Raw genomic sequence first — 26,527 nt, forward strand, 5'->3', positions numbered from 1 at the left:
GGCTGGACCACGTGTCGCGGGCAAAGGGACAGGCACGCCACTTGTAGATCACGGAGATGTCTTATGTCCTCGTGGTCTGGAGTGCGGCGTGCCTGTGGGCGCATTGTCGCGCGCCGCTGCCGGTGTGGTGGGAGCCGGCGACGTGTCGCGTGCGGAAATCTGGGAGCGGCTCGATCTGGTGACCGACCAGCGGTCGCCTCGCGGGCTGGTCTACCCGTTGCGGTGCCTGGCCGCGGTGTGGCTGTGCTCGCTGACGGCGGCGGGCCACGACCGGGTGTCGGCGGTCCGCGGGTGGCTGAGGCGGACCAGTGACGAGGAACGCGCGCGGCTGCGCCTGCCGTGGGATCCGTTCGACGGCTACCGGCTGCCGAGCGCCGCGACGATCCACCGGTTCCTTGCGGCCGTGGATGACGGGGAACTCGCCGTGGCCCTGCTCGACCCACCGCTCGACCCGAACCCGCCAGCCGAGGAGGAAGCCTGCGGGCAGCAGGAACCCGCCGCCGCCCAGGCGGATGCGGCTACCCGGGAACGCGTGGCGCCGGTGTCGGCGGTCGCGGTCGCGGCAAGACCAGCCGGCACGCGAAACGCGCCGACGGCAGCCGGGTGCACCTCGTCGGCGCGGTCAGCCACGGCGACGGGCGGCTGCTCGGTCAGGTCGATGCCAAGACCAACGAGACCACGGTGTTCCGCCGGCTGCTACGGCCCCTTGACCTGACGAACGTGCTGGTCACGGCCGATGCCCTCCACACCGTGCGCGCCAACCTCGACTGGCTGGTCACCGCGAAGAACGCCCACTACCTTGCCGTGATCAAGAAAAATCAGCCGACGATGTGGGCGTTCCTGGCCTGCCCTGGGCCGACATCCCGACCGGCGCCACCACCCGCGACCATGGCCACGGCCGCGACGAGACCCGCGGCCTCAAGGCCGCCACCGTCGCCCACGTCGATTTCCCGCACGCGGCCCAGGCGATCCGCATCCACCGCTGGCGCCGGGTGAAAGGCAGGCCGGCGACCCGCGAGACCGCCTACGGGATCACCAGCCTCACCTTCGAGCAGGCAGGGGCCGCGCTGCTCGCGATGTTCGCCCGCCAGCGCTGGCACATCGAGGACCGCCAGCACTACGTCCGCGACGTGACCTTCGGCGAGGACGCCTCCACCAGCAGGACCGGCCGGGGCCCCGCAGCCCTCGCGATCTTCCGAGGCGCCGTGATCACCGCGATCCGCGCCGTGGGCTACCGCTACATCCCCGAAGGCCGCCTCGACCACGTCACCGCGACCGCCGCACTCAACCTCCACGGCTTCCCATGACAAACCCGCCACTCCGCCTGAACCCGACATCCAACGCCATTAAGGTCATGACGCGTTCTTGCAAGAGCCCTGGCAGGTCCAGGCCGTCCCGGCTTTGTCAGCGCTGCTTCCCACCCTCCCCGACGTCCCCCGGGGCAGTCGGGTAGCTCCGGCGTAGTTCTGCGCCGGGGCCCCTCAGAACCGCCCAGGCGGCTTTCACCGCAAGCGGCTCAAGCAAGTCCTACTTGACGCTACAGGTGGAGATACCGGGCTCCCCGCGACTACCCGTTTTTCTTGGGGTAGGCAGGAAACGTGAATAATGCGCCGGTCGTCGAGCTCTTCCCCTGGAACGGCGATCCGCTGGTGGCGGATCCCCATCCTGATCGTTGCCAGCCATTATTCCGGGGACCGCGGCCGGTCGTAGGCGTGCAGGAGAAAGCCTCCGCATTCCAGGCATCGACCTTCCTGCTTCCTAAGCAGGAGAATGCCGAGAGAATTTACCGGAGGCGGGGTCTCTCTGTGGCGATGGTCTGCCCAGTACTGAGCAAGGGAATGGTCGTCCGGAGACGCCGTGCCCTTGACCACCACATGCCGCACGATCTTAGTCCAGGAGAATCTGGGTACGCAGTCGCCGGTCGCCCGGCTACCGAACACCCACCGGTTGTTCCGTGACTGATTGAACCTGCCGAAGTGCTGGTCGACCACCCAGCGTCTCGGCTTGTTCGGGTGGGAGCGAACCGCCCATTTGAACAGCAGCTTCCACATGTAGTCGTCCAGTCTGGAGAACTCTTTGCTGGACACGACGTGCCGCTGGTAGTTGGCCCATCCCCGGATCACCGGGGCCAGGTTCGCCACTACCGAAGCCGCGCTGCCGCCGTAACGGACACGGACCTCGGTGCGCAGTCGTCGCCGGATTCGCCGGCTTCAGCGCTCGGTTTGATCAGCAGCTTGCTCCCGTAGCGGCGAATATTGAAGCCGAGAAAGTCGCATCCCTGAGTGAGATGAACAATCTGGATCTTGTCTTCGTTGAACGCCAGACCACGCGGCTTCATTCATTCCGAGAGCTGTTGTCTGACCTGTTGCGCCTGCTCCCAGCTGTAACGCAGCACCAGCTGATCGTCGGCGTACCTCACCAGCACCGGGGATCCGGGAACGTAGCCCCGGCGTTCCTGCCGGAGGTGTAGTACCGGACTCCCGCAGCCGTTTCCATCCCGTGCAGGGCAATATTCACGCATACGGAAATTCACTGCACGTTCACCCGTCCGGTCTTCCCCAGCCGGTAACGCCTGGATGGCACAGGAATCCTTGGGCTCTTCCGCGGGCTTCACACCACCCGGTTACCCAGGTCGCATGCTGCGGCGGGGAGAGCGTCTGGACACTCGCCCGATCGCAACGTCGAACGTCACCTCCCTCGATCCCTCGGCCGTTGCGATCACTCCCGTCACGCGACCTCACGTCGCACGGCTGCGTTCAGCTTCAGCCGGACCGCTGCGACGATCCGGCGAGAAGGTCTTGCACCTCCTTCGATCCTCAGCGCCTGACGGCGCACAAGCGCCTCGTGGCGCACTTCGTCCGTGAACCACCTGTCGCCAGGGCTGTGGCGGCAGGGCCGGGCGGCATCGAGTCGCTCTGTCCAACACTGTTTGACAGGTCACCGATCATGCCTGATGCTCGGGTAGCCGAGGGCGGGACGGAGCCGCCAGACGCGCTGGTGCAGTGCGGCGCCGTCCTGGCCCGCGCGAGGCCGTGCCCTGACAAGGAACGGGTGTGGACGGCAGGAGTTCTGCGGTCCGGACGCTGATGGACAAGGAGGCGTGGGCGTGACCACCACATCGCAGCCCGACGTCGAGATCGATCCCCGCCTCGGATATGCGGTGTTCGATGCCGACAACCACTACTACGAAGCCGTGGACGCGCTGACGCGCCACCTTCCGAAAGAGTTCGCCAACCGCGGCGCGCGATGGATCGACCTGAACGGACGCAAGCGCCTGATGCTCGGCGCTAAGCTTTTCGAACTCATTCCGAACCCGACCTTCGACCCGATCGGGAAGCCGGGCGCGCTCTATCAGTACTTCAAGGGCGTCAACGCCGATGGTGCCGACGTGCGAACACTGGTGGGTGATCTGGAGAAGATCCGGCCCGAGTACCGGGACCGGGACGTGCGTCTAGCGGTCATGAACGACCAGGGGGTCGGCGCGGCCTGGTTCTTCCCGACGCTGTCCGTCGGTCTCGAGGTGGCGTTCCAACCCGACATCCGGGCCGCTCTGGCGACCTTCTCGGCGTTCAACCGGTGGCTTGACGACGACTGGGGCTTCGCCTACCAGGACCGGATCTTCTCCGCTCCGTACCTTTCGCTCTCCGACGTCGACTGGGCCGTGCGGGAGCTGGAGTGGTGCATCAGCCGCGGCGCTCGGGTCATCACCATGCGTAACGGCACTGTGTACACGGCCGAGGGGACGGCGTCTCCCGCCGACGAGCGGTTCGACCCGTTCTGGGCGCGGGTCGAGGAGGCGGGCATCGTCATGGCCCCGCACGCCGGTGACGACGGCTACGACTTCCTCGCGGACATGTGGGAGTCCAGCACGTCGTGGCGGATGCTGTTCAACTCCCCGCTGAAGAAGGCGGTCGCCTCGCAGCGCGCGGTGCCGGACTTCTACGCGGCGATCATCTGTCATCGGCTGTTCGAACGGTTCCCAGGCCTGCGTTTCGCGTCCATCGAGAACGGGGGTGCGTGGGTGGCGCCGCTGCTGGCCCGTCTCCACAAGGGCCATACCCAAACGGCGGGCTGGTACAAGATCGATCCTGTCGAGCAGTTCCGGGAGCACGTGTGGATCACTCCCTTCTGGGAGGACAACGTGCAGGAGATCGCCCGCACCATGCCCGCCGGGCGTCTGCTGTTCGGCAGCGACTGGCCACATCTCGAGGGCGTCGCGCAGCCGCTGGACTTCTTGACGGCCCTCGAGGGCTTCGACGCCGCCGACCGGCGGCGCATCATGCGCGACAACGCCGCGGCGCTGACCGCTGCCCCACGCTGACCGACCACATCCCATCGCGAGAGGAGTCGCATGAGCGCGCGGTATGTTGTGCGGCCCGTGGGCCGCGACGAACTGCGGTGGCACGACGAGTTGCCAGCCGATCCGGCGTCGCTGGTCGACCTGTTCTGGCTCGACGGCGATCTGGAGAACGGCTACCAGATCGGGATCGGCTTGATCCGCTGCCGCCCGCTCGCCGACGGGCTTCCGGCCGTCACCATCAAGATCCTCCCGCCGGACGGCGACGTCCTGGAAGTGAACGAGACCTTCGAACCGGAGGACTTCGACGGCGACGCGTTCGGCGGCCGATGGGGCGACCGTAATCGCATCGTCGGGGAGTTCGACGCCAACGGGCGGCCAACGGGATACCGGCTCGTCCTGTCGGTCGGCGGCATCGAGGTCGACGTGGCCTGCCGCGCCGTCTGCACAGGCGCGAAATTCGTCGACGCGTCGCCGGGCTACACGGCCTACGACCCCGTCCAGCGGCACGCGGCCGGGTGGTGGCCGCTGATCCCACGGGCCACCTCGACCGGGCACATCACGGTCCGCGGCCTCCCGGTCGACGGTACCGGGGCGTTCCACCTCGAGCGGCAGGTCTCGTCCTTCCCCTTGGGGGGCAGTGACGGGGAGAAATCCGCCCAGTCCATCTGGACCTGGGGGCACTTCTATGCCGGCGACTACACCGCCGTCTGGACGGACTCCGGGGCGTCTGCGCAGTTCGGGTACCGCCACTTCACCCCGTTCCTGCTCTGGCGGGGCTCCGAACTGGTCCTGAGCACGTTCGCCTTCGCCAGCTATGTCGAACGATTCACGATCAACCCGCGGACGGGGTTGGCGATGCCCGCGGTGACGACTCTGAAGGCAGCGGACGGTGGCACGGAGTTCTTCGCGCGCCTGCTGTCGCCGCGGAACTCCGAGCACGTCGTGCTCAACAACAAGCCTGGTTCGCTCTACAGCCGGCAGCTCAGCGAGGTGCAGGCCCGGTTGGACGGCCCCGGCGGCACCGAGCGGCTCACCGGCCGCGCGGTACATGAGTGGGGCACGCAGGCGGGAAACTTTCCCTTCCTCACGGCAACTCCCGAGCGGCCATGACGGGCACGGGGCTGACCGACTCCTACTGGCCTGCACACGACGAGCTGCCCCTGCTCGCCGGGTCGATCGGCACATTGCTGCGTGAGCGAGCCGCAGACCAGGGTGACCGCGTCGCGCTGCTTTGGCCGGACGGCGAGCGGATCGGGCGGATGAGCTACGCCGACCTTCGCGACCGAGCGGAGCGGACCGCGCGGTCCCTGCTGCGCGCCGCCGCGCCGGGCCACCGGGTCGCGGTCTGGTCGCGCAACAGTCTCGACTGGGTGGTGCTGCAGTATGCCTGCGCGCTGGCCGGACTCGTCCTGACCCCCTTCAACCCCGCCTGGACCGACCGCGAGCTCGAGCACGCCATCGCGCTGACCGCGCCCTCCCTGATCTTCAGCGGTCTGGATGGCCGCGGCGTGGACCTCCACGACCGAGCCTGTGCGCTCGACAGCCCCGCGCCGACGCTCCGCCTGCACGAGCTTGGCACGCTCGCGGACGACGACGGACCCCTGCCCGAGGTGGGGGCCGAAGCGCCGTTTTTGATCCAGTTCACCTCCGGCACCACGGGCCGGGCCAAAGGGGCGCTGCTGAGCCACCGGGCCGCGCTGCATAGCGGCTACTTCCGCGCCCGCAACGGACACGCCGGGCCGCACGACGTGTGGCTGAACCCGGTGCCGCTCCACCACGTCGGCGGGTCGTGCGTAATGGTGCTCGGCGCACTCAGCGTCGGCGGCGCCTACGTCGTCATGGACCGGTTCGACGTCGACGCCCTCGTCGGTCTGCTCCGACCGACCGGTGCGACCCGCATCGGCGGTGTCCCGACCATGCTCTACGCCCTGCTGGACCATCCGCGGATCGCCGAAGCGGCCGGCGGCGTCGTCGGGGTAGGGCTCGGGGGTGCCAGCGTGCCGCCGGCGCTCGTCGACCGCGTGCGCATCGAGCTCGCCGCCGTCCCGTCCATCGGTTACGGACAGTCGGAATGTCCGCTGATCACCAGCACGGACGCCGACGACGACGCGATGACGATCGCGATGACCGTCGGGCGTCCCGTGCCGCACACCACAGTGAAGATCGTCCATGTAGGGTCCGGCGAGGTCGTCCCGGTCGGCACCATCGGCGAGGTGTGCGTGCGCTCCCCGGTCATGATGGACGGCTACGTCGCGATGCCCGCGGCCACCGCCGACGTGCTTGACCCCGAGGGGTTCCTGCACACCGGCGACCTCGGCTCCATGGACACCGCCGGCGTCATCACCATTCACGGCCGCGCCCGCGAAGTGATCATCCGCAAGGGCGAGAACATCTACCCGATCGAGGTCGAGGACGCGCTGCTGCGCCATCAGGCCGTGGCCGCCGCCGCCGTGCTCGGTGTCCTCGACGAACGCGACGGCCAGACCGTCGCGGCGGCCGTCCAGCTCGCGCCAGGCAGCACGGCGACCGCCGAGGAGCTGGAAGCCTTCGTGGCAACCCGGATCGCCCACTACAAGGTGCCCCGGATCTGGTGTCTGGTCGAACACCTGCCCCTCACGGCGTCCGGCAAGGTCCGCAAGCTCGACCTGGCCGATCTGTTCGACGGGCCTGGAGTACGACCGCATGACTGACTTCCGCGCGGTGGGACGCGAGCTGTCGAACTGGGGCCGGTGGGGAGCCGACGACGAGCTCGGCACGCTCAACCTGATCACCGACGCGCGGGTAGCCGCGGCAGCGGCGCTCGTCCGCACCGGCCGCGTCTTCGACCTCGGCTACCCCTTGGGCGCAGACGGACCACAGACCGGGCTCGGCGGGCGGGTCAATCCCGTGCACCTCATGTCGATGACCGGGCAGTCCAGCTTCCCCGACGGCGGCGGCTTCACCGACGACTTCATCTTCATGCCGTTGCAGTGCGCGACCCAGTGGGACGGCCTCGCGCACGTCTTCTACGACGAGACCTGCTACAACGGAATACCCGCATCGATGATCACAGCGCGGGGCGCGGCGCGGCTGTCGATCGACCGACTTGCGCGCGGCGTCATCGGCCGAGGCGTTCTGCTCGACATCGCCCGGCTCCACGGCGTCGACTGCCTGACCGCCGACCACGGGATCGGGCCAGGTGACATCCTGCTCGTGCGCACCGGCTGGACCCGGCGGTTCACCGAGGGGTCGGCCGACGAGTTCATGGGCGAGGAGCCCGGGCTCACGCTCGCCTGCGCCCGCTGGCTTCGCGAGCGCGACGTCGCGGCGCTCGCCGTCGACAACTGGGCCGTCGAGAAATACCCGAGCGGAGATCCCAACGCCCGGCTGCCCGTGCACTACGTGCTGATCCGCGACCTGGGCATGACGCTCGGTGAGATGTTCGACCTTGAGGCCCTCGGCGACGCCTGCGCCACCGACAGCGTGTACGACTTCCTGCTCTGCGCCCCCGCCCTGAAGATCACCAACGGCGTCGGGACCCCGCTCAACCCGCTGGCCGTCCGATGAGCCACGCACCAGCCGGGCATTCCCTGGCCACACGACGTCAGCCGGACAACCAGGATGGACGGATGGCCCGTGTCAGAACCCCTCCGATCAGCCGTTCCGACGTCATCGCGAAGGCACTCGAAATCATCGACCGGGATGGGCTCGAAGGCTTCAGCATCCGGCGGCTGGGCGACGAGCTCGGCATCAACGGGACGTCGCTCTATTACCACTTCGAGGACAAGGACGCGATCCTGCACGGCGTCCGCATGCTCGTCCTGCGCGAAGGCCAGGTCGGCGCCGAGCCTCTCGAGTCGTTCACGTGGCAGGAGCACCTGCGCACCGCGGTCATCCAGTATCGGGAGGTCCTGCTGCGCCACCCGAACACGGCGCCGCTGATGTCACCGGCGGCGCTGCTGCGGCCACTCGGCCTCGCACACCGCGACCGGGTCGTCGCGAAGCTCGTCGACGAGGGAGTCCCCGCCGAGCACGCCCACGCAGTCATCGACAGCGCCGAGACGCTCGCCTACGGGTCGGCACTGCTCAACCCACACCGGCTCAGCCCACAGGACTGGGTCGGCCTGCGGCCCGACGACGACACCCCAGCGCTCTCCCAGGCACTCGCGCGAACGACCGCGTCTCCCGACGAACTGTTCCACCAGCAGATCGACGCACTGCTCGACGGGTGGACACACCGTCTCTGCCCGCAGCCCGACGTCGGAGACCGTGAGGCAGGCACATGACACCAGGCAGCGAGGCTCCGGGCAAAGGCTCCCGCGCTCCACGGTTCGCCGGCCTCGACCCGCGGCACGCCCGCTACCCGCTGCCCGGCGTCGAGGCCCTGCCCAGCGACGCCGCAGAAAGGAAAGCAGACCTGTGACCATGCCCACCACGCAGCGGGTGATCGACACACTGATCGGGTTTCGGGCCAGCCACAACATCCCGCCCATCGCCGCGCTGCCAAACCGGCGCTCCAGCGACAACCCGATCAGCTACATGTTCAAAGGCATCCCCCAAGACCGCGCCGTGGATGCCACCGTCGAGGAAGCTGTCGACGAGACCGTCGCCAAGATGGACGCCCACGGCATCGCCGTCGGTCTCGTCAGCCTGACGAACGACGCCACCCAGGTCGCCTTGCGGCGCTATCCCGACCGGTTCGCCGCGTCGCTGGCGGTGGACGGCAACGACGTCATGGGCGCTGTCCGGGCCATCCACCACGCGGTCGACGAGTACGGCATCCGGGCCGTCACGACCTTCCCCTCCGGCGTCAGCCCACAGCTTCCGATCGACGATCGTCACTGGTACCCGGTCTACGCCACCTGCGTCGACCTCGGCCTGCCCGTCTTCGTCTCCGTCGGCATCCCCGGCCCCAGGGTGCCGATGGCCCCGCAGAAGGTCGAACTGATCGACCAGGTCTGCTACGACTTCCCCGAGCTGGTCTTCGTGATGCGCCACGGCGCCGAGCCCTGGGTCGACCTCGCGATCAAGCTGATGCTCAAGTGGCCGAACCTCTACTACTCGACCACCGCGTTCGCCCCGCGCCACTACCCGCAGGCGATCATCGACTACGCGAACTCCCGCGGCTCCGACAGGATTCTCTATGGTGGGTATTTCCCGTTCGGGATCGAGCTCGAACGGACGTTCACCGAACTGCCCGACGTGCCGTTCAAGGACGACGTTTGGCCGAAGTTCCTCCACGACAACGCCGCTCGCGTCCTCAGATACGCCTCCACCACCTGACCGCATCGCACCGGTCATCCCCGGCGAAGCGGATCCCGAGCCATGCCGCCCCGGCACTGAGCTCGAAGCGCCCCTGCGGCGCGGGGGTCACAGGGCCGCGGCCCGCCAAGGGCTGGGCCGGGCCGGATCCGGGATGCTCGGTTGTCGTCGCGCGATGTGCAGACGATCCTCGGTCACGCTCACCTCAGCACGATGCCTTACCCAGGGGACGAGACGGATCGTAGAGGGGGCCGGTGCCGAGATGGCAGCCGGCCCTCGCGAGTTCGCGTGCCTGGATCGGGGTGTTGATCCCAGTGGCGACGACAGTCAGGTTGAGTTGGGCGGCGACGCCAATGATGGCGTCTCGGACCTGGCGGGTGCGTTGGTGTGCCTGCCCGGTGTCAAGATCGGTCAAGGAGCGGTCGAGCCTGATGATCTGGATGGGCAGTGTGTGCCAGGCGGCGAAGGTGCTTGCGTGTCCGCCGACTCCGTCAAGGGCAAGAGGGACCCCTCCGTCGGCGACCCGTCGCAGCGCGGTGGCCGCATCCGTGAGGTCGGGGATGCCATAGGCGTCGGCGAGTGCCAAGATGATCGCCCTACGGGACAGACCACGATCAGCGAGGAGACCCACGATATCGACGACGGGTGTCTCCTGGAGGTCGCGGCTCATGGGAACGCTGACGAAGACGGGTGCGGTCACGGACCCTGGACCCTGCGCCGCCAGATCGCGGCAGACTTCTCGCAGGACAAAGCCGACAAGAGGCAAGGTCAGCCCTGCCTCGTTGGCGAGCCGTGATAGCAGGTCGGGTGCGACCTCGCCGAGGTCCCGGTGGTTCCAGTGCGGTTCGGCGTCGAGGGCGGACGTGTCCCCCGTGCGTAGATCGACCACGGGTCCGTAGCGGATTTTCACCGTTCCATAGCGCTCGTCGCCGCGAAGCGCATGCTCCAGATCGGCTCGTGTCTGCGGGGCCGATTCGGGTGTGGACAGGTCGGGTCGGTAGACGACGAGACCGCCCTTGCCCTGTCTCTTCGCCGCATACATGGCGATGTCGGCGTCCCGCAGGAGGGCATCGGCGGTTGGCGCGCTGTTGGCATTCGCGACAACGAGTCCGATGCTCGCACCGACCGGATAAGAACGTCCCGCGAGCAGGGCCGGCGCCCGGATCATCGCGGCGAGCCGCCGGCATATCGCCTCCGGCTCTGGGCCATTGTGGCGGTCCTCGAGGAGGATCGCGAACTCGTCACCACCGAGCCGGGCGACCGTGTCGCCTGATCGAACGCCGTTGCGCAGCCGCGCCGCGGTGATTCTGAGCAGTGCATCGCCGACAGCGTGGCCGAGCGTGTCGTTCACGCGTTTGAAGTCGTCAAGATCGCAGTAGACCAGCGCGCATGGTCGACTACTGCAGGACGCGAGCGCGTGCCGCAGACGATCGTCGAACAACGCTCGATTCGCCAGCCCCGTCAGGGGGTCGTGGAACGCCTGGTGGTGCAGTTGCCGCCGGCTGGTCTGGACCGACGCGAGGAGGCGGCCGTTCTCACCCAAGGTCATGATCTGCCGGCCGAGGACGACCAGCAGCAGTCCGATCAGCACGATTCGCTCGACTCGGTCAATGGGACTGTTCACGATCACCTGGCCGACCACCACTGCACCGGCGGCTCCGAGCCCTAGGTATGGAAGGGCGGCGCGTGTCCGCAGTGTCCGCGGGCTGCCGCCGCGCCGGACGAGCACGGGCGATTCCGGGATCGGGACCAGGCAGGCGAGCAGGACCAGGAGCCAGCCTGCAGCAGAGACGACGTCGACGATCGGCGGGATGCCGTGCCCACCCGAGGCGCCCACGATGAGATCGATCGTTGTGGTCAGAATCATCACGCTCACGCCCGCGCTGAGGAGGGCCAATGCGAGCCCTGAGCGTGGCTGGCGGAACGTGGACAGCAGCAGGGCGGCGGTAAGCAGGATCCAGTAACCGGCAACAACTCCCGTGTTAAGCACGACCCCGACGGCGCTGGGGTGTCGCATCCTGATGATCGGCTCCAGGACTGTCCACCAGGCAAGCAGGAACATCGAGCCGACGACCACCAGGCTGTCCAGCGCTGTGATCACGTACCAGTGGTATCCGTCGCGAGCCACAGCGAATGCGCTGTCTCCGGCGTCGAGCGGATCGGTGGGGAACGCGAGCACACCCGCCAAGTTCAACCCGATGATCAGCAGGAACGCTCCCGCTGCCCACGGAAACTGGTGCGGAATGGCCGAGCCATGTTCGGCCGCCCAAAGGGCGTGCCAAGTCGCGACCACGGCTGTCGGGCCGGTAGCCAAACCGAAGATCATCCTCCACCGGCGGTCGGCCCCCCGAGCGCGCCAGCCGGTCCACGCCAGACCGACCACCACCGCCAGGCAGGCAAGAGCTGCCGCGAAAGCGGCAATCCCCGCGCTAACGTCCAAAGGAAAAACCAGCGCGCACACCATGGCAACCAGGGTGTACGCCACGCAGATCGGCGCCGCGTAGCGTAAATGCAAGAGCCTCCCGGTCGTCATGGCGTATCTTGACGACGCATAGGTCACCGCCTGCCGTCCAGTAGCGCCGGAGGGCGCCCGATATCGTCCGGGTAACTCATACCCCACCACTGAACAGGGTGAAACTCGGCCAGCTCCTAGGCGAATATCGCGAGAAAAGCGGTTAATGTGGCTCGTGGCCCGCCGCTCGAAGTCCAAGCGTGTGCTGACAGATCGGCACTAGTGACGGTACGGTTGATCGCGGCCGCGGCGGACCGTCAGGTGGCGGTCGTAGACGACAAGTCTGCTCGTCTGGGCGCGTTTCGCTGCGTACATCGCCAGGTCGGCCTGGTGGAGCAGGCTGTCGGGGCTTGCTGGTCGCGCGTCGGGGTCGAGGGTGACAAGGCCGAGACTGGCGCGTGGGAGGTAGGTCTGGCCCGCGAGCTGGCAAGGCGTCTGTACCGCGGCCGCGAGGCGCTCGGCCATCTGGACTGGTTTGTCCGGGCCGGCGCCGTCGAGGATGACCGCGAACTCGTCGCCACCGAGGCGGGCGACCGTGTCGTTGGCGCGGGTTCCGGCCCGCAGCCTCTCTGCGATGATCTTGAGAAGCTCGTCGCCGGTGGCGTGCCCGAACGTGTCGTTGACCCGTTTGAACTGGTCCAGGTCTAGGAACAGAACGGAGACAGCGGCCTGTCCGCCAGTGGGTGCGCCGTCGTTCCTCGGCTCGATGCCATGGTCGACTTCGCGCTGCAGGCGTCGGGCGAACAGCGCCCGGTTCGCCAGACCGGTCAAGGGGTCATGAAACGCCTGATAGTGCAGCTGTTTCTCGCGTTCCCTCACCGCGGTGAGCAGATGGGTGTTCTCGGCAATGGTGATCATCTGCCTTGTGAACGCCAAGGCCAGGAGCGACACCGCGCCATACGCCTCGATCCGGTCGAGCGGCGTGCCCGCCACCAGCTTGCCAAGAGGCAACAGGCTGGTCACGCCGAGCACGGCATACGGCAAGGCGGCATGCGCCCACATCGCCCGCGGACCGGGCGCGGCCGCACTGTCCCGATCCACCGGGCCACGAACCGGTGCCAGCGCGGCGAGGGCTATCAACTGGAGGGAGACGACGAGCGGCATCAGGCTCCACGCCGGAAGGTCGTAGTGGCCGTGGGCGAAGCGGTAGACGACGATGATGTTCATGAGGGCGTACGCCAGCAGGCCACTGCCCAGCAGCGCCAACGTCGCCGGGGACCGCGGTCGGCGGAACGTCGCGATCAGCAGCACAGTCGCCGCGAGGATCAGCACCGACAGCTGGTGGACGAGCGCGCCGAGGAGCTGCGCAGGGTCGGGCCCGCTTGCCCGTGCGATCGCCTCCAGCGACGTCCCCCATTCCAGGAGAAGGACCGAGCCGACGATCAGTACGCTGTCGAGCGCGACGATCGCATGCCAACGGCTCAGGTCACCTCCCCGCCCACGCACGCCCCGGCCCTCAACCGGGTAGGTCGGCAGGCATAACAGCCCTGCCAGCGCCAGTCCGTAGAAGACAATCAGGCCCAGATACTCCGAGGTCACAGCGGACGTGATCGGGTCGCCCTTCAGCAACGTCACCGCAGTTATGAGGGCGCCTCCCGCGAGGCCAACCACGAACATGCCGATGAGCACCCGCCATCGTCGATCATCCGTTGCGGCGTGCCGAGCGCTCCAGAAGCAGGCCACTGCGGCGGTGACCTCGGAGGCGAACGCGACGAGTGTCGTGGCGATCCCGGCCGGCCCCGGGGCCAGCAGCGCCGCGAACACAGCCGCCAGCCCGACGTACAGCAGGCAGCCCGCCAAGGCGTACCGGAACAACCGTGGCACGTGGGACCAGTCAGCCGAACGCAGAAGGCCTGGCACAACGCCCCCGACTACGCGGAGCCCCGCCACCACGACCTCCATGCCGTCCCAACGTAATCACTCGGCTGTGTAACGCGACAGGCCGGCAGTGCCCAGCCCTCGGCGCACTGCGGCGCCATCTGTTGACATGCCCGGTTCCCATCGCCGACACACAAGGATCCGACCAGGCTGCAGAGAGCGACCGCGACCAGCCCACCGGCAGCCGGACAGGCCAGCGTGGAAACGCGGGCCACGCAGCATGGCCTCGCAGTAGTCACGAGCGCGCTCAGCCTCACGACGCCCACGCCCGTAGCTGGTCCTGAGCCTGGATGACGGCGAGCTCGAGGTCACCGGGGACCAGCTCAAAGACCACGGAGTAGTCCTAGGCCTTCAGGACGACCGCGGGGTGCTTCCGGATGGCTGACCCGACGGCCGACAGATGGGTCCACCCGTCGGGGCCGGTGTTCGTCGCGACCGCCTCGCGGAGCCGGCTGACCAGCGCGGTATCCGCGCGAAGTTCGGCGGTCGTTGCCCGGGTGGGAGGCCCCGGGTCAGCCACGCACGGTGCGGGTGGTGGCGAGCAGGGCGGGGGCGTCCGTGTGGAGGTCGCGGAGTTCGACTTGTCCGACGCCGCGGCGCACAACGGCACGGGCGACGGCCGGTCCGACGCGTACGGCCCGAAGGTAGCGGACGTGCATGGATTCGAGAGGTCGGTGTTCCGGGTCGGCGGAGAGGGCGGCCTCCTCCACGGCAACGGTGAGCAGGCCGCCGTTGATGGCGTTCGATCCGTTGTTCAGCTTCGACGCGTACGGCATGACCGCTTCACCCGGCTTGGTCCGGGTGCAGCCGACTCTCGTGACGATCGGCTCGTCAAGTGGTCTCCGCCCGGACCTGAAGGATGCCAACGCCTGTGTGGCGGTGGGCGCCGACAGGGCGGGGTTGGGCGCGGCCATGAACGTGCCGTGACTGAACCCGACACGGCGACGGCCGTCGTCGGTGGTGAACTCCATGAGCGCCACGACGACCGTGGAGCCGGCTTTCACGATCCGAGCGGCCGTGCGCAACCTGGTGAGGTCCGTGACCTCGTCGAAGAGGTGGACGTCGAGGTCGAGTGTCAGGGTGAAGCGAGGGGAGAACGCCTGCATGGCGAGGACGCCGAGTTGGGTGTCCGCCCAGCTCGCCGCCATCGAGATCCTCGGCCGGGTGCTGTTCGGCGTCCACATGGTGGGCAGGATGTCGATGGTGCCGTGCAGTTCCTCGCCGACGAAATCGAGGTCGAGCCCGATCTCGCCGACGACCGCATGGCCGCGGCGCGTGGTCTGGGTCATCGTTCCCCCTGTCTGAGGTCTGGTCCGTTGCCAGGTATCGGGCCCGCGGTCGTGCGGATGTTCGCGGCCGGATTCCGGCGCTGTCCTAGGGCGATGGCGTCGTCAGGACGCGGTCGCTGTCAGGAACGGGAAGTTGCCGGCCTGGGTGCCCCATTCGTGGACGGCTCGCCCAGTGAGGCGTTCTGTTCCCACAGGGGTGTCGAGTCGCGCGGTGACCTCGCTGACCTGGCGGCAGTAGAGCGAGCCCGGCTTGTTGTTGAGCTCGACGTGCTCGGAGTTGCGGGGGTGTAGGAGCCGGGCGAAGAAGTCGGTGCGGCCGTCGGACGCCTTGAGGGTCGTGACGGCGGGCATCGAGAGCCCGGTATGGGGGTTGAGGGCGAACCGTTCGACGTAGCTGGCGAACGCGAACGTGCTCAGGACCAGATCGGTTCCCTTCCAGAGCAGGAACGGCGTGAAGTGCCGGAAGCCGAAGTGCTCGGAGGCGCCGGAGTCGGTCCAGACCGCGGTGTAGTCGTCGGTATAGAGGTGTCCCCAGGTCCAGATCGACTGGGCGGACTTCTCGCCGGCGTTCCCACCGAGTGGGAACGAGGAGACCTGGCGTTCGAGGTGGAAGGCGCCGGCGGCGTCCAGGACGGTCCCGTTGACGGTGATCGTGCCTGTCGAGGCGGCTCGCGGGATCACAGGCCACCAGCCGGCGGCATGGTTGTTCGCGGGGTCGTGGGCGGTGTAGCCCGGCGAGCGGTCGACGAACTTCAGCCCTGTGCACACAGTCGTGCAGTTGACGGCCACCTCGATGCCACCGACCGCGAGTTCGAGCGTGTAGCCGGTGGGACGCCCGTGGGCGTCGAGTTCGCCGACGATGCGGTTCCGGCCACCCCACTGGCCGCCGAAGGGTCGGCTGGCGAAGTCGGTGGACTGGAACGTCTCGTTGACCTCGATGACGTCGCCGGACGGCGGGAGCACCTTGATGGTGACCGAGGGCAGGCCACCGACGAGTGGCCGGCAGCGGATGAGTCCGATGCCGATCTGGTAGCCGTTGTCGAGGTCGCCGTCGAGCCACATCAGGTCGCACAGCGACGCCGGATCGGGTGGGAGTTCTTCGTGCCAGCGCAGCTCGTCCGGGCCGACGGGTCGGAAGACGTGCCGCCCGGTCATCTCGACGCCGCGCTGTCGCGGGCTGTGGACACGCAGAACCGCAGGAGGCGTTCCGCCTCGTCGGGGGTCGGGCGGGTGCCTGCCTTGAGATGGCCGCTGACCCTGCCGTAGACGGCGTGGGTGACGAGCTCGGCGTCGAGTTCGGGGGCGGCGCTGCCGAGCAGCGTGAACGGCTCGTGGAGGAGTTCGGTGAGCGGCCGTTTCGCGCTGTGGTCACCGGTCGGGAAGCCGGTGTTGAGGTTGGTGCTGTTCGACAGGACGGCCGAGGTCGACGCGGCCTGGGTTTCGTCGGCTTGGGAGAGCGCTCCGTCGAGCCAGCAGCGGATCTTGCCTTCGGCTGAGGGCTCCCTGGCCATCCGACGGGCGAGGACGGCGGCGACCCGTTCGACGCCGTCCTCGATCAGGGCAGCGACCAGCGCGTCCTTGGACGGGAAGTGCCGGTAGAACGCGTCGTTGGACAGGCCGGCCACGGCGACGATGTCGGCGACGCGCGCCTTCGCGGCGGTGCCGGTGGCGTCGATGACCTTGCGGGCCGCCTCGATCAGCTCGGTCACCTCGTGGGTGTAGTCGGGTCGCCGCCGCCCGGCCGCTGTCTGCGCCGCGATGCGGGTGGCGACGCGGCTCGGGGGACCGATTGCATTCTCCATGCCAGAATCATATGGTGCCAATCCAGAATGATGTAGGAACATCAGAACAATGACGTAAGGTCAGAACAGCAGAGAGATCACAGAACGGTGTAGGAGGCTGGGTGAAGATCGATGGCGGGTTGGCCTACTCGCTCGGCGACCGGGACTCGGCGGCCCGAGGAGCACGGCTGGCGGCGTCGGTGGGCTACGACCGGCTGTTCGCCGCGGAGGCGGCGCACGACCCGTTCCTGCCGCTCGCGCTGGCCGCCGGCGCCGCGGATGTCGACCTGGGGACCAATGTGGCGGTCGCTTTCGCCCGCAACCCGATGACGACGGCGATGGTCGCGAACGACCTGCAGGTCCTGACGGGTGGGCGGTTCGTCCTTGGGCTGGGGTCACAGGTGAAGGCGCACATCACCCGCCGGTTCTCGATGCCGTGGTCGCATCCGGCGGCGCGGATGCGGGAGTTCGTGCTCGCGCTGCGGGCGATCTGGAGCAGCTGGCAGCCCGGTGGCCGGCTGCGGTTCGAGGGCGCGTACTACCAGCACACGCTGTCGAACCCGCTGTTCCAACCCGGGCCGAACCCGTTCGGGCCGCCCCGGGTGTTCCTGGCGGCGGTCGGCCCGCGGATGACCGAGATCGCCGGTGAGGTGGCCGACGGGCTGATGTGCCACGGGTTCACCAGCCCCTCCTACGTGGCCGAGGTGACACTGCCGGCGCTGCGCCGCGGCCTGGCCAGGGCTGGCCGCGCCGGCGGCGCGGTGGAGGTGTGCCTGCCGGTGCTCCTCGCGACGGGCCCGGCGGGCTGGGACCTGGAGCCCGAGATCGACCGGGTGCGCCGTCAGCTCGCCTTCTACGCCTCGACGCCTGCCTACCGGGCCGTCCTCGACCACCACGGCTGGGGCGAGCTGCACGGCGAGGCGCACCGGCTGTCGGTGGACCAGCGCTGGGAGGAGATGGCCAACCTCGTCGACGACGAGGTCCTGCACACGCTCGCCGTCGTGGCCGACGCGGGCCACTTGGCGGACGTCGTGCGGGATCGGTTCGGCCGGCTCGTGACCGGTCTACGTCTCAACGTGCCCTATGCGGACGACCCCGACGTCTGGACGCCGGTGATTACCAAGATCAAGGAGTCCGCCCTGTGAGTCTGACCTGCTTCGACGTTCGCTACGAAGACGGCGTCGCGCATCTGCGGCTCAACCGGCCCGACCAGAAGAACTCGCTGATCCCGTCGTTCTGGGCCGAGCTGCGGACGCTGGTGACCGACATCGACCGCGAGGCGCGCGCCCGCGTGATCGTCATCTCGTCGACCGGCCGGCACTTCTGCGCCGGCCTCGACCTCGGTGTGTTCGTCGGTGGGATGTTCCGGGCGGGCGGCGGCGGTGACGAGCCCGGCCGCAAGCGGGCGGTGCTCTACCAGGGCATCCGCGTGTTGCAGGAGACGTTCACCGCGCTGGAACGGGCCCGGCTCCCGGTGATCGCCGCGATCCAGGGCGGCTGCGTCGGCGCGGGGCTCGGCATGGTCTCGGCCTGCGACCTGCGCTACGCCACCCGCGACGCGTTCTTTCTGGTCCAGGAGACGAACCTCGGCATCACCGCGGAGGTGGGCCAGCTGCAGCGGCTGCCGAAGGTGATGCCGGAGGGCATCGTCCGGGAGATGGCCTACCGCGGGATGCGCCTACCGGCCGCGCGGGCGGAGGCGGTCGGATTCGTCAACGCCGTGTTCGACGACCACGACACACTCCTGGCCGCCGTTTCGGAGATCGCGCGTGAGATCGCGTCGAAGAGCCCGCTGGCGGTCTGGGGCACCAAGCACTCGCTCCATCACGCCCGGGACCACGCCGTCGACGACGGGCTCGACCTCGTCGCGCTGTGGCAGGCCGGGATGTACCACCCGGACGACTGCCTGGAGAGCCTGTGCGCCCAGAAGGACCAGCGCACGCCGGTCTTCGAGGACCTCCGACCGGCCCCCTGACGGCCCCAGCCGTCCGGATGGCTGAGACTGCGACGGAAGGAAACCTGACGTGACTGACCAACGCCCCATCGACGCCGACAACCACTACTACGAGCCGCTGGACGCGTTCACCCGCCACCTCGACCCGGCGTTCACCCAACGCGGCGTGCAGGTCCTGCAGAAGGGCAAGCGCGTCGTCGTGGTGATCGGCGGCCGGGTCAACACCTTCATCCCCAACCCCACCTTCAATCCGGTGACCAAGCCTGGCTGCCTCGACCTGTACTTCCGCGGGGTCATGCCCGAGGGGGTGAGCCGGCGGACCCTGATGGAGGTCGAACCCCTGGCACCGGAGTACCGCGACCGCGACGTGCGGATAGCCCGACTCGACGAGCAGGGCCTGGCCGGCGCGGTGCTGTACCCGACGATGGGCGTCGGAGTCGAGGAAGCGCTGCGTGACGACGTCCCGGCGACCATGGCCAGCCTGCACGCGTTCAACCGGTGGCTGGAGGACGACTGGGGCTACTCCTATCAGGACCGCCTGTTCGCCGTGCCGCTGATCTCCCTGGCTGATCCGCAGGCAGCGGTCGCCGAGGTGGAGCGGGTGCTCGGCCTCGGTGCGCGCATCGTCCACGTCCGCCCCGCACCCGTGCCCGCACCGGGGACGGGAACCAGCGGGCGGTCGCTGGGCCATCCCGCGCACGACCCGGTGTGGGCGCGCCTCGCGGAGGCGGACGTACCGGTGGCGTTCCACCTGGGGGACAGCGGCTACCACCGGATATCGGCGATGTGGGGCGGTTCGGCGACCCTGGAGGCGTTCGGGAAGACGAACGTCCTCGCCAAGATCGTCGTCGGGGAGCGGGCCATCCAGGACACGATGGCCAGCCTCGTCGTCGACGGCGTGTTCGCCCGCCACCCGCGGCTGCGGGCGGTGAGCATCGAGAACGGCTCGTCCTGGGTGAAGCCGCTGCTGCGGCTGATGAAGAAGTACGCCAACCAGTCGCCGGAGAGCTTCTCCGGCAACCCGGTCGAAGCGTTCACCGAGCACGTGTGGGTGGCGCCCTACTACGAGGACGACATCGCCGGGCTGGTCGAGCTCATCGGCGCCGACCACGTCCTGTTCGGATCGGACTGGCCGCACGCCGAGGGCCTGGCCGAACCGCTCCAGTTCGACAAGGAGATCGAGTGCTTCGACGCCACCACCAAGGCTCGGATCATGCGGGGCAACTCCGCCGCGCTCCTCGGGCTGTGACCGCGGGGCAGCCGGCGCCGAGCACATCGGCGCGAACCACCACCCCCATGGCAACCCCGTCCTCGGGCGGGTCGCCGTGGGCCGAGGACGGCACCATTGAGGTCGAGATCGCCGATCGAGTCGCCACGGTCACGCTGACCCGACCACCCGGCAACGCCTGGACCCCCCGGCTGGGCCGGCAGTTCTTCGCCGCCCTCGACCGGCTGGCCCTCGACCCCGTAGTTCGCGCCGTGGTGGTGACCGGCGCCGGCCCGGACTTCTGCGTCGGCGCCGACGGTGGCAGCCTCGACAACGTCGCGGACGCAGGCTCCTACGAGATCGACGCGGCCCGGCCGACGTACTGGGCCGCGATGACGATCGCCAAACCGGTCGTGGCGGCGGTCAACGGCGCCTGTTTCGGCGTCGGGATGCAGCTGGCGCTGTTCTGCGACGTGCGGTTCGCCGGCTCGTCGACGAAGTTCGCCACCGCGTTCGTCCGCCGCGGCCTGATCGCCGAGCTCGGCATGACCTGGCTGCTGCCCCGGGTCGTCGGGCTCGGCGTCGCCAACGACCTGCTGCTGTCCGGCCGCCTGGTCCGCGCCGCCGAGGCCGAACGCCTCGGCCTGGCCAACAGGATCGTCGACGACGGCGAACTGCTGGCCGCCGCACAGGACTACGCGGCGGGACTGGCCGTTGGCTGCTCACCGGCCGCGATGGGCGTCGTCAAACGCCAGACCTACACGGACCTGACCTCCACGCTGCCCGCCGCGGTCGCCCGCGCCGACACCTACCTGGAGGCGGCGCTGGCGTCGGCGGACTTCGCCGAGGGTGTGCGCAGCTGGCGCGAGCGACGCCCACCAGCCTTCGCCGGGCTCGACCCCACCCATGCTCGGTTCACTCTCCCAGACGCCGTCGAGCCGTCAGCCGGCGAGACCAGACAGGGGGAACGACAAGGATGACCGGACCACACGACGTACAGGTGATCGAGACGCTGATGGGTTTCCGGTCGAGGGCCTTGGTCATCGACAACATTCCGAACCGTCGCGCGTCAGCTCTTGGCAGCCTCCCCCTGGGGAGCCCTTGGCGCGGGACACACGAAGGAGGCCCAGGCATGGACATCGCGGAAGCGGCCACCGTCTTCACCGACCCGACGGCATACGCCGACAACCAGCGGTTCCATACCGCCACGGCGCTGCTGCGGCGCGCCGCTCCGGTACAGCGCGTCGAACACGAGGACTTCGAGTCGTTCTACGCCATCACCAAGCATGACGACGTCATGACGATCTCACGAGGTTCGGACATCTGGCGCAACGCCCCACGCCCCGCGCTGGGCCCGAAACCGAAGGACGGCCGCGCCGCAGAGGACGCCCCCGTCCGCACCCTGATACAGATGGACGCACCGGACCATCCCGTCTACCGGCACATCAGCGCGGAGTGGTTCAAACCGCTCGGCGTGCGGCGCCTGGCCGGACGCATCGCCGAGCTCGCCAAGCGCTATGTCGACACCATGGCCGATTTCGGCGGCGCGTGCGATTTCTTCGCCGACGTCGCCTGCCACTACCCGCTCTACGTCATCCTGTCGCTGCTCGGCCTCCCCGAGGACGACTTCCCCAGAATGCTGAAACTCACCCAGGAACTGTTCGGCGCCAACGACCCGGACATGGCCCGCGGCAGCGGCGACGAACAGGCGCTGATGGCGGCGCTGCTGGACTTCTTCACCTACTTCCAGGCACTGACCGCCGACCGGAGAGCCAACCCGACCGACGACCTGGCCTCCGTGATCGCGAACGCCACCATCGACGGCGAGCCCATCGGCGAACTCGAAGCCATCGGCTACTACGTGCTGATCGCCACCGCAGGTCACGACACCACCAGCTCAGCGCTCGCCGGAGGAATGCACGCGCTGCTGCAGTACCCGGACCAGTGGCGCCGGCTGTCCGAGAACCCCGGCCTCGTGCCCACCGCGTTCGACGAGATGATCCGCTGGGTCACCCCGGTCAAGCAGTTCATGCGCACCGCCGCCCGGGACACCGAGATCCGCGGCGTTCCTATCGCGGCAGGCGAGTCGGTGCTGCTGTCCTACCCTTCGGCCAACCGCGACGAGGACGTCTTCGACAACCCCGACACCTTCGACGTCGGCCGCACACCCAACCGGCACGTCGCTTTCGGGTTCGGCGCCCACTACTGCCTTGGCACCCACCTGGCCCGCCTCGAAGGCCAAGCCCTCTACGCCGAGCTGGTACCCCGCCTGCGCTCCATCGACCTGGCCGGCACCCCCGAGTACATGGAAACACTGTTCGTCGGCGGACCGAAGCGCCTACCAATCCGCTACACCATGACCTGAAGAAAACTGAACGGCAGAGCTGGACACATCCGCCGAACTGTCCGCGTCCGGCGCGACCCACTCACGGCCCTCACCCCGGCCGTACGCAGCAATACCGCGTCGATTCTAAGCGAAACCCTGTCGGTTTTTCTGGCTGGCGGTGCCCTTTGATCTTCCCGAACCATACGCACAGTTCCTCTGTCGTCGTGAAGGACCGGCTATACATCGGTCGTACCTGGGTCGCACCATCGGGAAGCAGTACCGCGGGGCAGCTGCCGTTGACCACACACTCCTGGAGGAACGCGGATGTATCCGGGCTTCTACGCCGAGAAGGACCCCGCCAAGCCGGCCGTAGTGCTCTGCCCGGCCGGAGAGCGGGTCAGCTACGGATCGCTGGAGGCACGGTCCCGCCAGTTCGCCCGCGTGCTCCGAGCCCGCGGACTGCGGCCCGGCGACACGGTGGCCCTCCTGGCCGAGAACCACGCGCGCTACCTGGAGGTGTACTGGGCAGCGATCCGCTCCGGGCTCTACCTGACGGCGGTCAACTGGCACCTGACCGCGGCCGAAGCCGCCCACCTGCTCGGTGACTCCGCAGCACGCGTACTCGTCACTACCGCCCGGTTCACCGACCTGGCCCGCACGGCCGCGGATCTCAGCCCGACCTGCTCAACGCTCCTCCTCCTGGACGGGACCGAGGACGGCTTCGAATCGTACGAGGAAGTGATCGCGGCCCAGTCCGCCGCACCGCTCGCCGACCAGCCAGCCGGCGACGTCATGCTCTACTCCTCCGGCACGACCGGACGCGCCAAAGGCATCCGACGCCCGCTGTCCGACCTGCAGGTGGACCAGCCCGGCCGCCCCAGTGCCTCTCCGATGGCAAAGGCATTTCTCGGAATCGGCGAGGACTCGACATACCTAACCCCGGCGCCGCTGTACCACGCAGCTAGCCTGCACTGGGCAGCCGGCGCCCACGAGCTCGGCGCGACACTCGTCATCATGGACCGCTTCGACGCCGAACAGATGCTTGCCGTTATCGAAAAAGAACGAGTCACCCACGCCCAAGTCGTCCCCACGATGATGATCCGCCTACTGAAACTCCCGGCCGAAGTACGAACGAGATACGACGTCTCCAGCCTCCGCTCATTGACACATGCGGGAGCACCCTGCCCCCCGGCCATCAAACGTCAGATGATCGACTGGCTCGGCCCGATCGTCGACGAGTACTACTCCAGCACTGAAGGCTCCGGTATGACGTTCATCGGCTCCGCCGACTGGCTGGCACATCCGGGATCTGTCGGCAGAACAATCATCGGCACCCCGCACATCTGCGACGACAACGGTAGGGAGCTACCGGTAGGCGAGCCCGGGCTGCTGTACTTCGACCGGGGGACGGAGCACTTCGAATACCACAACGACCCCGAAAAGACTCGCGAGGGCCGCCACCCCAAGCACCCGACCTGGACGACCTCCGGAGACATGGGCTACGTCGATACCGACGGCTACCTATACCTGACGGACCGCAAAAGCTTCATGATCATATCCGGAGGGGTCAACATCTACCCCGCCGAGATCGAGGCCGCCCTCATCCTGCACCCCGCCATCACGGATGTCGCCGTCTTCGGCCTTCCGCACGCCGACATGGGCGAATATGTCCACGCCGTCGTTCAGCCCACGGACGGCGTCGACGCCACACCCGAACTCGCCGAGCAAATCCGCGCGTTCGCCCGCGACCACCTCGCCGGCTACAAGGTCCCCCGAGCAATCACCTTCCGCGACCAGCTACCGCGCATGTCCACCGGCAAACTCGCCAAGAACGCCCTGCGCCAGGAATACCTCGGTGCTGCGCTACCGCGGTAGCAGGAAAGGCGTTCAACAGCTACGGTGACACGGTGCCCGTGAAGCTGCTGGGATTTCTGCCGCCGCTGTTCCCCGTCTGCGTTGAGTGACGCTGATCCTGGTTTCCGGGTAACGATTTCGAGCTGTTCATTCTCGAACTGGAGCCCCGCGACCCGCTCCACGCCACTGGCGACCGGCCGACCGTCGCGCGGCCGGCCTCCGGCGGCGGCGGTGCGCGCTGTCCTGGCGGCATGGCCGCATCCGCGCCGGTCGTTGGGCGCGGTGTCGACCCACGCGCGCGGCCCGGCGTCGCTCTCCCGCCACCGGTGGCCCTGGGCTGCTCGGCCTGAACGGGCATCGGTCCGCCGCAGTCGCCCATCGGGCGGCACGTCGTGCCCATCTCCACCGGCGGTCCGCGGGGTCCCGGCTGTCGCACCGAACTCCGCGACGAGGTTGGCGACACCGAGCGCACCGCTGCGGTCGCGTGCGGGACGGCGTCCAGTCAGCGTGGAGGCGCTTCACTCAAACTCGACATCGAGTTCAGGTTCGTGGCAGAGTGCCCCTGGCGCCCGCATGGTGGTGCGTCGCATGGAGGTCGGGAGTGATGCGATCGTGGCCGCTGGCTGGTCGGTCGACAATCTCCCATGCCGGGGGCCGGCCGTACCCCGTACGGCGATGGCTTGGGGTCGGAGGCGGGCCCGGAACCGGAGACCCGTTCTCGGCCGGCCATCGGCAAGGCGTTGACGTCCCATCAGACGGCGGAACGGTGCGCGCTCCAGGATGGGCGGCGGCCGGCCGACGGGCGTGGTTGCCGTACTCAGCTCGAATGGCCCGCTGTGGCGAATGGTCCTGCGGGCAGACAACTGTGAGGTATGAAGATTATGTATGACACGGTAGTCCTACACGGTCATTCGACGGCGAGGCGGCACCGCCGACGCTCGGCGGGCATGCTCTTATCGGCGTCCCTGGCGCTGCTCGTGTTAGCCGCGGCGTGCGGTTCGGATGACGGCGGGAGCACGCCCACCACGGTGGATTCATCCGCGGCCGCCGACGCGCTCGGTCCGGTCAGGAAGGCGGCGGGAACCCCCGTCAAGATCGGTATCGTCTCGGACGGCAGGTCCGCCGCGATCGACAACTCGGTGCAGTTCGCGGTAGCGAAGGCGACCGCGAAATACCTGAACGAGCATCGCGGGGGGATCGGTGGTCGGCCCGTCGAGCTTGTGACGTGTGAGACGCAGGCGGACCCGGCCAAGGGCACGGACTGCGGCAACCAGATGGTCGAGAAGGACGTCGTCGCGGTCGCGGTCAGTGAGTCGGCGGTCGGTGACAGCGTCTGGCAGCCGCTGGCCGACGCTGATGTGCCGGCGATGTTATACAGCGCGACCAGCCCGACGGCCCTCACCGACCCGACGACCTTCACGGTGACCGATCCGAGTTTCACGATTCAGCAGCTGCCGATCGCCCTCGCGAAGGAGAAGAAGCTCAAGAAGGTGACGTTGGTGGCCATCGACGTGCCCGCCTTGCTCTACAGCGTCCAGGAGGTCGTGCCGAAGCAGATGGCGAAGGCAGGGCTCGACTACCAGCTCATCCGTATCCCACCGGGCACAGCCGACATGACGCCGCAGCTGCAGGGTGTCGCGGGCGGTGACCCAGGGTTGGTGTTCGTCATCGGCAACGACTCGTTCTGTATCAGCGCCTTCAACGGCCTGAGGGCGGTCGGGTACGACGGCAGCATCGGCGCGATCTCGCAGTGCATCACCGACGCGACCCGCAAGGCGGTGCCGGGCGACGTGCTGGACGGCATGAGCGTCGCCGCCTCGATGCCGGCCGGCGGGGATGACCCGTCCAGCGTCCTCTACAACGCCGTGCTCGAGACCTACGGCAAGGACATCGATGCCAGTTCGTCCACCGGTCGGGGCATGTTCGCCACCTTCGCGGGCCTCGCGGCAGCGCTTGAGGGCATCAAGGGCGACGTCACCCCGGCGACGGCCGTGGCCGCCATCAGATCGATGCCGGAGAAGGAGCTGCCGGGCGCGGGCGGGCTGAAGTTCCGCTGCAACGGCAAGGCCAACCCCGAGACGCCCGCGGTGTGCGTGCGGGGCGGACTGACGGCGAGCCTCGACAGCGACGGCCAGGCCACCGACTTCAACGTGGTCGGGAGCTCTCCGATCCCGGACTGACCGAG

22 protein-coding genes are annotated in these 26,527 nt (G+C 68.5%); 17 read left to right on the plus strand and 5 right to left on the minus strand.

Annotated features, from left to right (window positions below; all coding sequences use genetic code 11):
• Positions 1–142: 142 nt before the first annotated feature.
• From FRANEAN1_RS43285 to FRANEAN1_RS13105, 10 genes are all read left to right on the plus strand, one after another.
• The gene (locus FRANEAN1_RS43285) at positions 143–715 is read left to right on the plus strand and encodes a transposase family protein (protein WP_347177114.1); all 573 of its coding nucleotides are present in this window, start codon (positions 143–145) and stop codon (positions 713–715) included.
• Positions 604–996 carry a transposase gene (locus tag FRANEAN1_RS43290; RefSeq protein ID WP_347177115.1) on the plus strand — a complete coding sequence of 131 codons (393 nt, stop codon included), beginning with the start codon at positions 604–606 and terminating at the stop codon, positions 994–996. Before FRANEAN1_RS43285 ends, FRANEAN1_RS43290 begins: the two co-directional genes overlap by 112 nt.
• On the plus strand, positions 993–1,307 hold the full coding sequence (locus FRANEAN1_RS43295; protein ID WP_347177116.1) for a hypothetical protein: 315 nt from the start codon (positions 993–995) through the stop codon (positions 1,305–1,307). The genes FRANEAN1_RS43290 and FRANEAN1_RS43295 overlap by 4 nt, the downstream gene beginning before the upstream one ends.
• Before the next feature lie 1,799 nt (positions 1,308–3,106).
• Positions 3,107–4,321 (plus strand): amidohydrolase family protein, encoded by a 1,215-nt coding sequence (locus FRANEAN1_RS13080; RefSeq protein ID WP_020460267.1) that lies wholly within the window; start codon positions 3,107–3,109, stop codon positions 4,319–4,321.
• A 30-nt stretch (positions 4,322–4,351) separates the two neighbouring features.
• Positions 4,352–5,410 carry a hypothetical protein gene (locus FRANEAN1_RS13085; protein ID WP_020460268.1) on the plus strand — a complete coding sequence of 353 codons (1,059 nt, stop codon included), beginning with the start codon at positions 4,352–4,354 and terminating at the stop codon, positions 5,408–5,410.
• Positions 5,407–6,990, plus strand: coding sequence for a class I adenylate-forming enzyme family protein (locus tag FRANEAN1_RS13090; RefSeq protein ID WP_020460269.1), 1,584 nt, complete (start codon positions 5,407–5,409; stop codon positions 6,988–6,990). The genes FRANEAN1_RS13085 and FRANEAN1_RS13090 overlap by 4 nt, the downstream gene beginning before the upstream one ends.
• Positions 6,983–7,846, plus strand: a complete 864-nt coding sequence (locus FRANEAN1_RS13095; RefSeq protein WP_020460270.1) for a cyclase family protein — start codon at positions 6,983–6,985, stop codon at positions 7,844–7,846. The genes FRANEAN1_RS13090 and FRANEAN1_RS13095 overlap by 8 nt, the downstream gene beginning before the upstream one ends.
• 62 nt (positions 7,847–7,908) lie before the next feature.
• Positions 7,909–8,565, plus strand: coding sequence for a TetR family transcriptional regulator (locus FRANEAN1_RS13100; RefSeq protein ID WP_020460271.1), 657 nt, complete (start codon positions 7,909–7,911; stop codon positions 8,563–8,565).
• Positions 8,562–8,702 carry a hypothetical protein gene (locus FRANEAN1_RS40950; RefSeq protein WP_157472617.1) on the plus strand — a complete coding sequence of 47 codons (141 nt, stop codon included), beginning with the start codon at positions 8,562–8,564 and terminating at the stop codon, positions 8,700–8,702. The genes FRANEAN1_RS13100 and FRANEAN1_RS40950 overlap by 4 nt, the downstream gene beginning before the upstream one ends.
• 2 nt (positions 8,703–8,704) lie before the next feature.
• Positions 8,705–9,562, plus strand: coding sequence for an amidohydrolase family protein (locus FRANEAN1_RS13105; RefSeq protein ID WP_041255822.1), 858 nt, complete (start codon positions 8,705–8,707; stop codon positions 9,560–9,562).
• A gap of 184 nt (positions 9,563–9,746) precedes the next feature.
• Here the strand turns inward: FRANEAN1_RS13105 and FRANEAN1_RS13110 are convergent, their stop codons facing one another.
• The 5 genes from FRANEAN1_RS13110 to FRANEAN1_RS13130 all read right to left on the minus strand — a co-directional run bounded on the left by FRANEAN1_RS13110 (position 9,747) and on the right by FRANEAN1_RS13130 (position 17,022).
• Positions 9,747–12,101: a diguanylate cyclase gene (locus FRANEAN1_RS13110; protein ID WP_347177117.1), complete on the minus strand. Its 2,355-nt coding sequence runs from the start codon at positions 12,099–12,101 to the stop codon at positions 9,747–9,749.
• A gap of 171 nt (positions 12,102–12,272) precedes the next feature.
• A complete protein-coding gene (locus tag FRANEAN1_RS13115; protein ID WP_347177118.1) occupies positions 12,273–13,877 on the minus strand; it encodes a GGDEF domain-containing protein in 1,605 nt (534 codons plus the stop codon).
• A 566-nt stretch (positions 13,878–14,443) separates the two neighbouring features.
• Positions 14,444–15,220, minus strand: coding sequence for a hypothetical protein (locus FRANEAN1_RS13120; RefSeq protein ID WP_020460275.1), 777 nt, complete (start codon positions 15,218–15,220; stop codon positions 14,444–14,446).
• 102 nt (positions 15,221–15,322) lie between these two features.
• On the minus strand, positions 15,323–16,375 hold the full coding sequence (locus FRANEAN1_RS13125; protein ID WP_020460276.1) for a hypothetical protein: 1,053 nt from the start codon (positions 16,373–16,375) through the stop codon (positions 15,323–15,325).
• Positions 16,372–17,022, minus strand: a complete 651-nt coding sequence (locus FRANEAN1_RS13130) for a TetR/AcrR family transcriptional regulator (protein WP_041254114.1) — start codon at positions 17,020–17,022, stop codon at positions 16,372–16,374. Before FRANEAN1_RS13130 ends, FRANEAN1_RS13125 begins: the two co-directional genes overlap by 4 nt.
• Before the next feature lie 101 nt (positions 17,023–17,123).
• On the opposite strand from FRANEAN1_RS13130, the gene FRANEAN1_RS13135 reads away from it, so the two are divergent.
• The 7 genes from FRANEAN1_RS13135 to FRANEAN1_RS13165 all read left to right on the plus strand — a co-directional run bounded on the left by FRANEAN1_RS13135 (position 17,124) and on the right by FRANEAN1_RS13165 (position 26,522).
• Positions 17,124–18,146, plus strand: a complete 1,023-nt coding sequence (locus tag FRANEAN1_RS13135) for a TIGR03617 family F420-dependent LLM class oxidoreductase (RefSeq protein WP_020460278.1) — start codon at positions 17,124–17,126, stop codon at positions 18,144–18,146.
• Positions 18,143–18,976, plus strand: coding sequence for an enoyl-CoA hydratase-related protein (locus FRANEAN1_RS13140; protein ID WP_020460279.1), 834 nt, complete (start codon positions 18,143–18,145; stop codon positions 18,974–18,976). Before FRANEAN1_RS13135 ends, FRANEAN1_RS13140 begins: the two co-directional genes overlap by 4 nt.
• Before the next feature lie 49 nt (positions 18,977–19,025).
• Complete coding sequence (locus FRANEAN1_RS13145; protein WP_020460280.1) at positions 19,026–20,204, plus strand: amidohydrolase family protein; 1,179 nt, start codon at positions 19,026–19,028, stop codon at positions 20,202–20,204.
• Positions 20,205–20,251: 47 nt separating this feature from the next.
• Positions 20,252–21,142: an enoyl-CoA hydratase-related protein gene (locus FRANEAN1_RS13150; RefSeq protein WP_063748340.1), complete on the plus strand. Its 891-nt coding sequence runs from the start codon at positions 20,252–20,254 to the stop codon at positions 21,140–21,142.
• A gap of 152 nt (positions 21,143–21,294) precedes the next feature.
• Positions 21,295–22,527: a cytochrome P450 gene (locus FRANEAN1_RS13155; RefSeq protein WP_041254115.1), complete on the plus strand. Its 1,233-nt coding sequence runs from the start codon at positions 21,295–21,297 to the stop codon at positions 22,525–22,527.
• Positions 22,528–22,812: 285 nt separating this feature from the next.
• Positions 22,813–24,363, plus strand: coding sequence for an acyl-CoA synthetase (locus FRANEAN1_RS13160; protein WP_020460283.1), 1,551 nt, complete (start codon positions 22,813–22,815; stop codon positions 24,361–24,363).
• Between the two features lie 926 nt (positions 24,364–25,289).
• On the plus strand, positions 25,290–26,522 hold the full coding sequence (locus tag FRANEAN1_RS13165; RefSeq protein ID WP_157472620.1) for an ABC transporter substrate-binding protein: 1,233 nt from the start codon (positions 25,290–25,292) through the stop codon (positions 26,520–26,522).
• Positions 26,523–26,527 lie beyond the last annotated feature (5 nt).

It is taken from the genome of Parafrankia sp. EAN1pec, from assembly GCF_000018005.1.
Classification (GTDB): Bacteria; Actinomycetota; Actinomycetes; order Frankiales; family Frankiaceae; genus Parafrankia; species Parafrankia soli.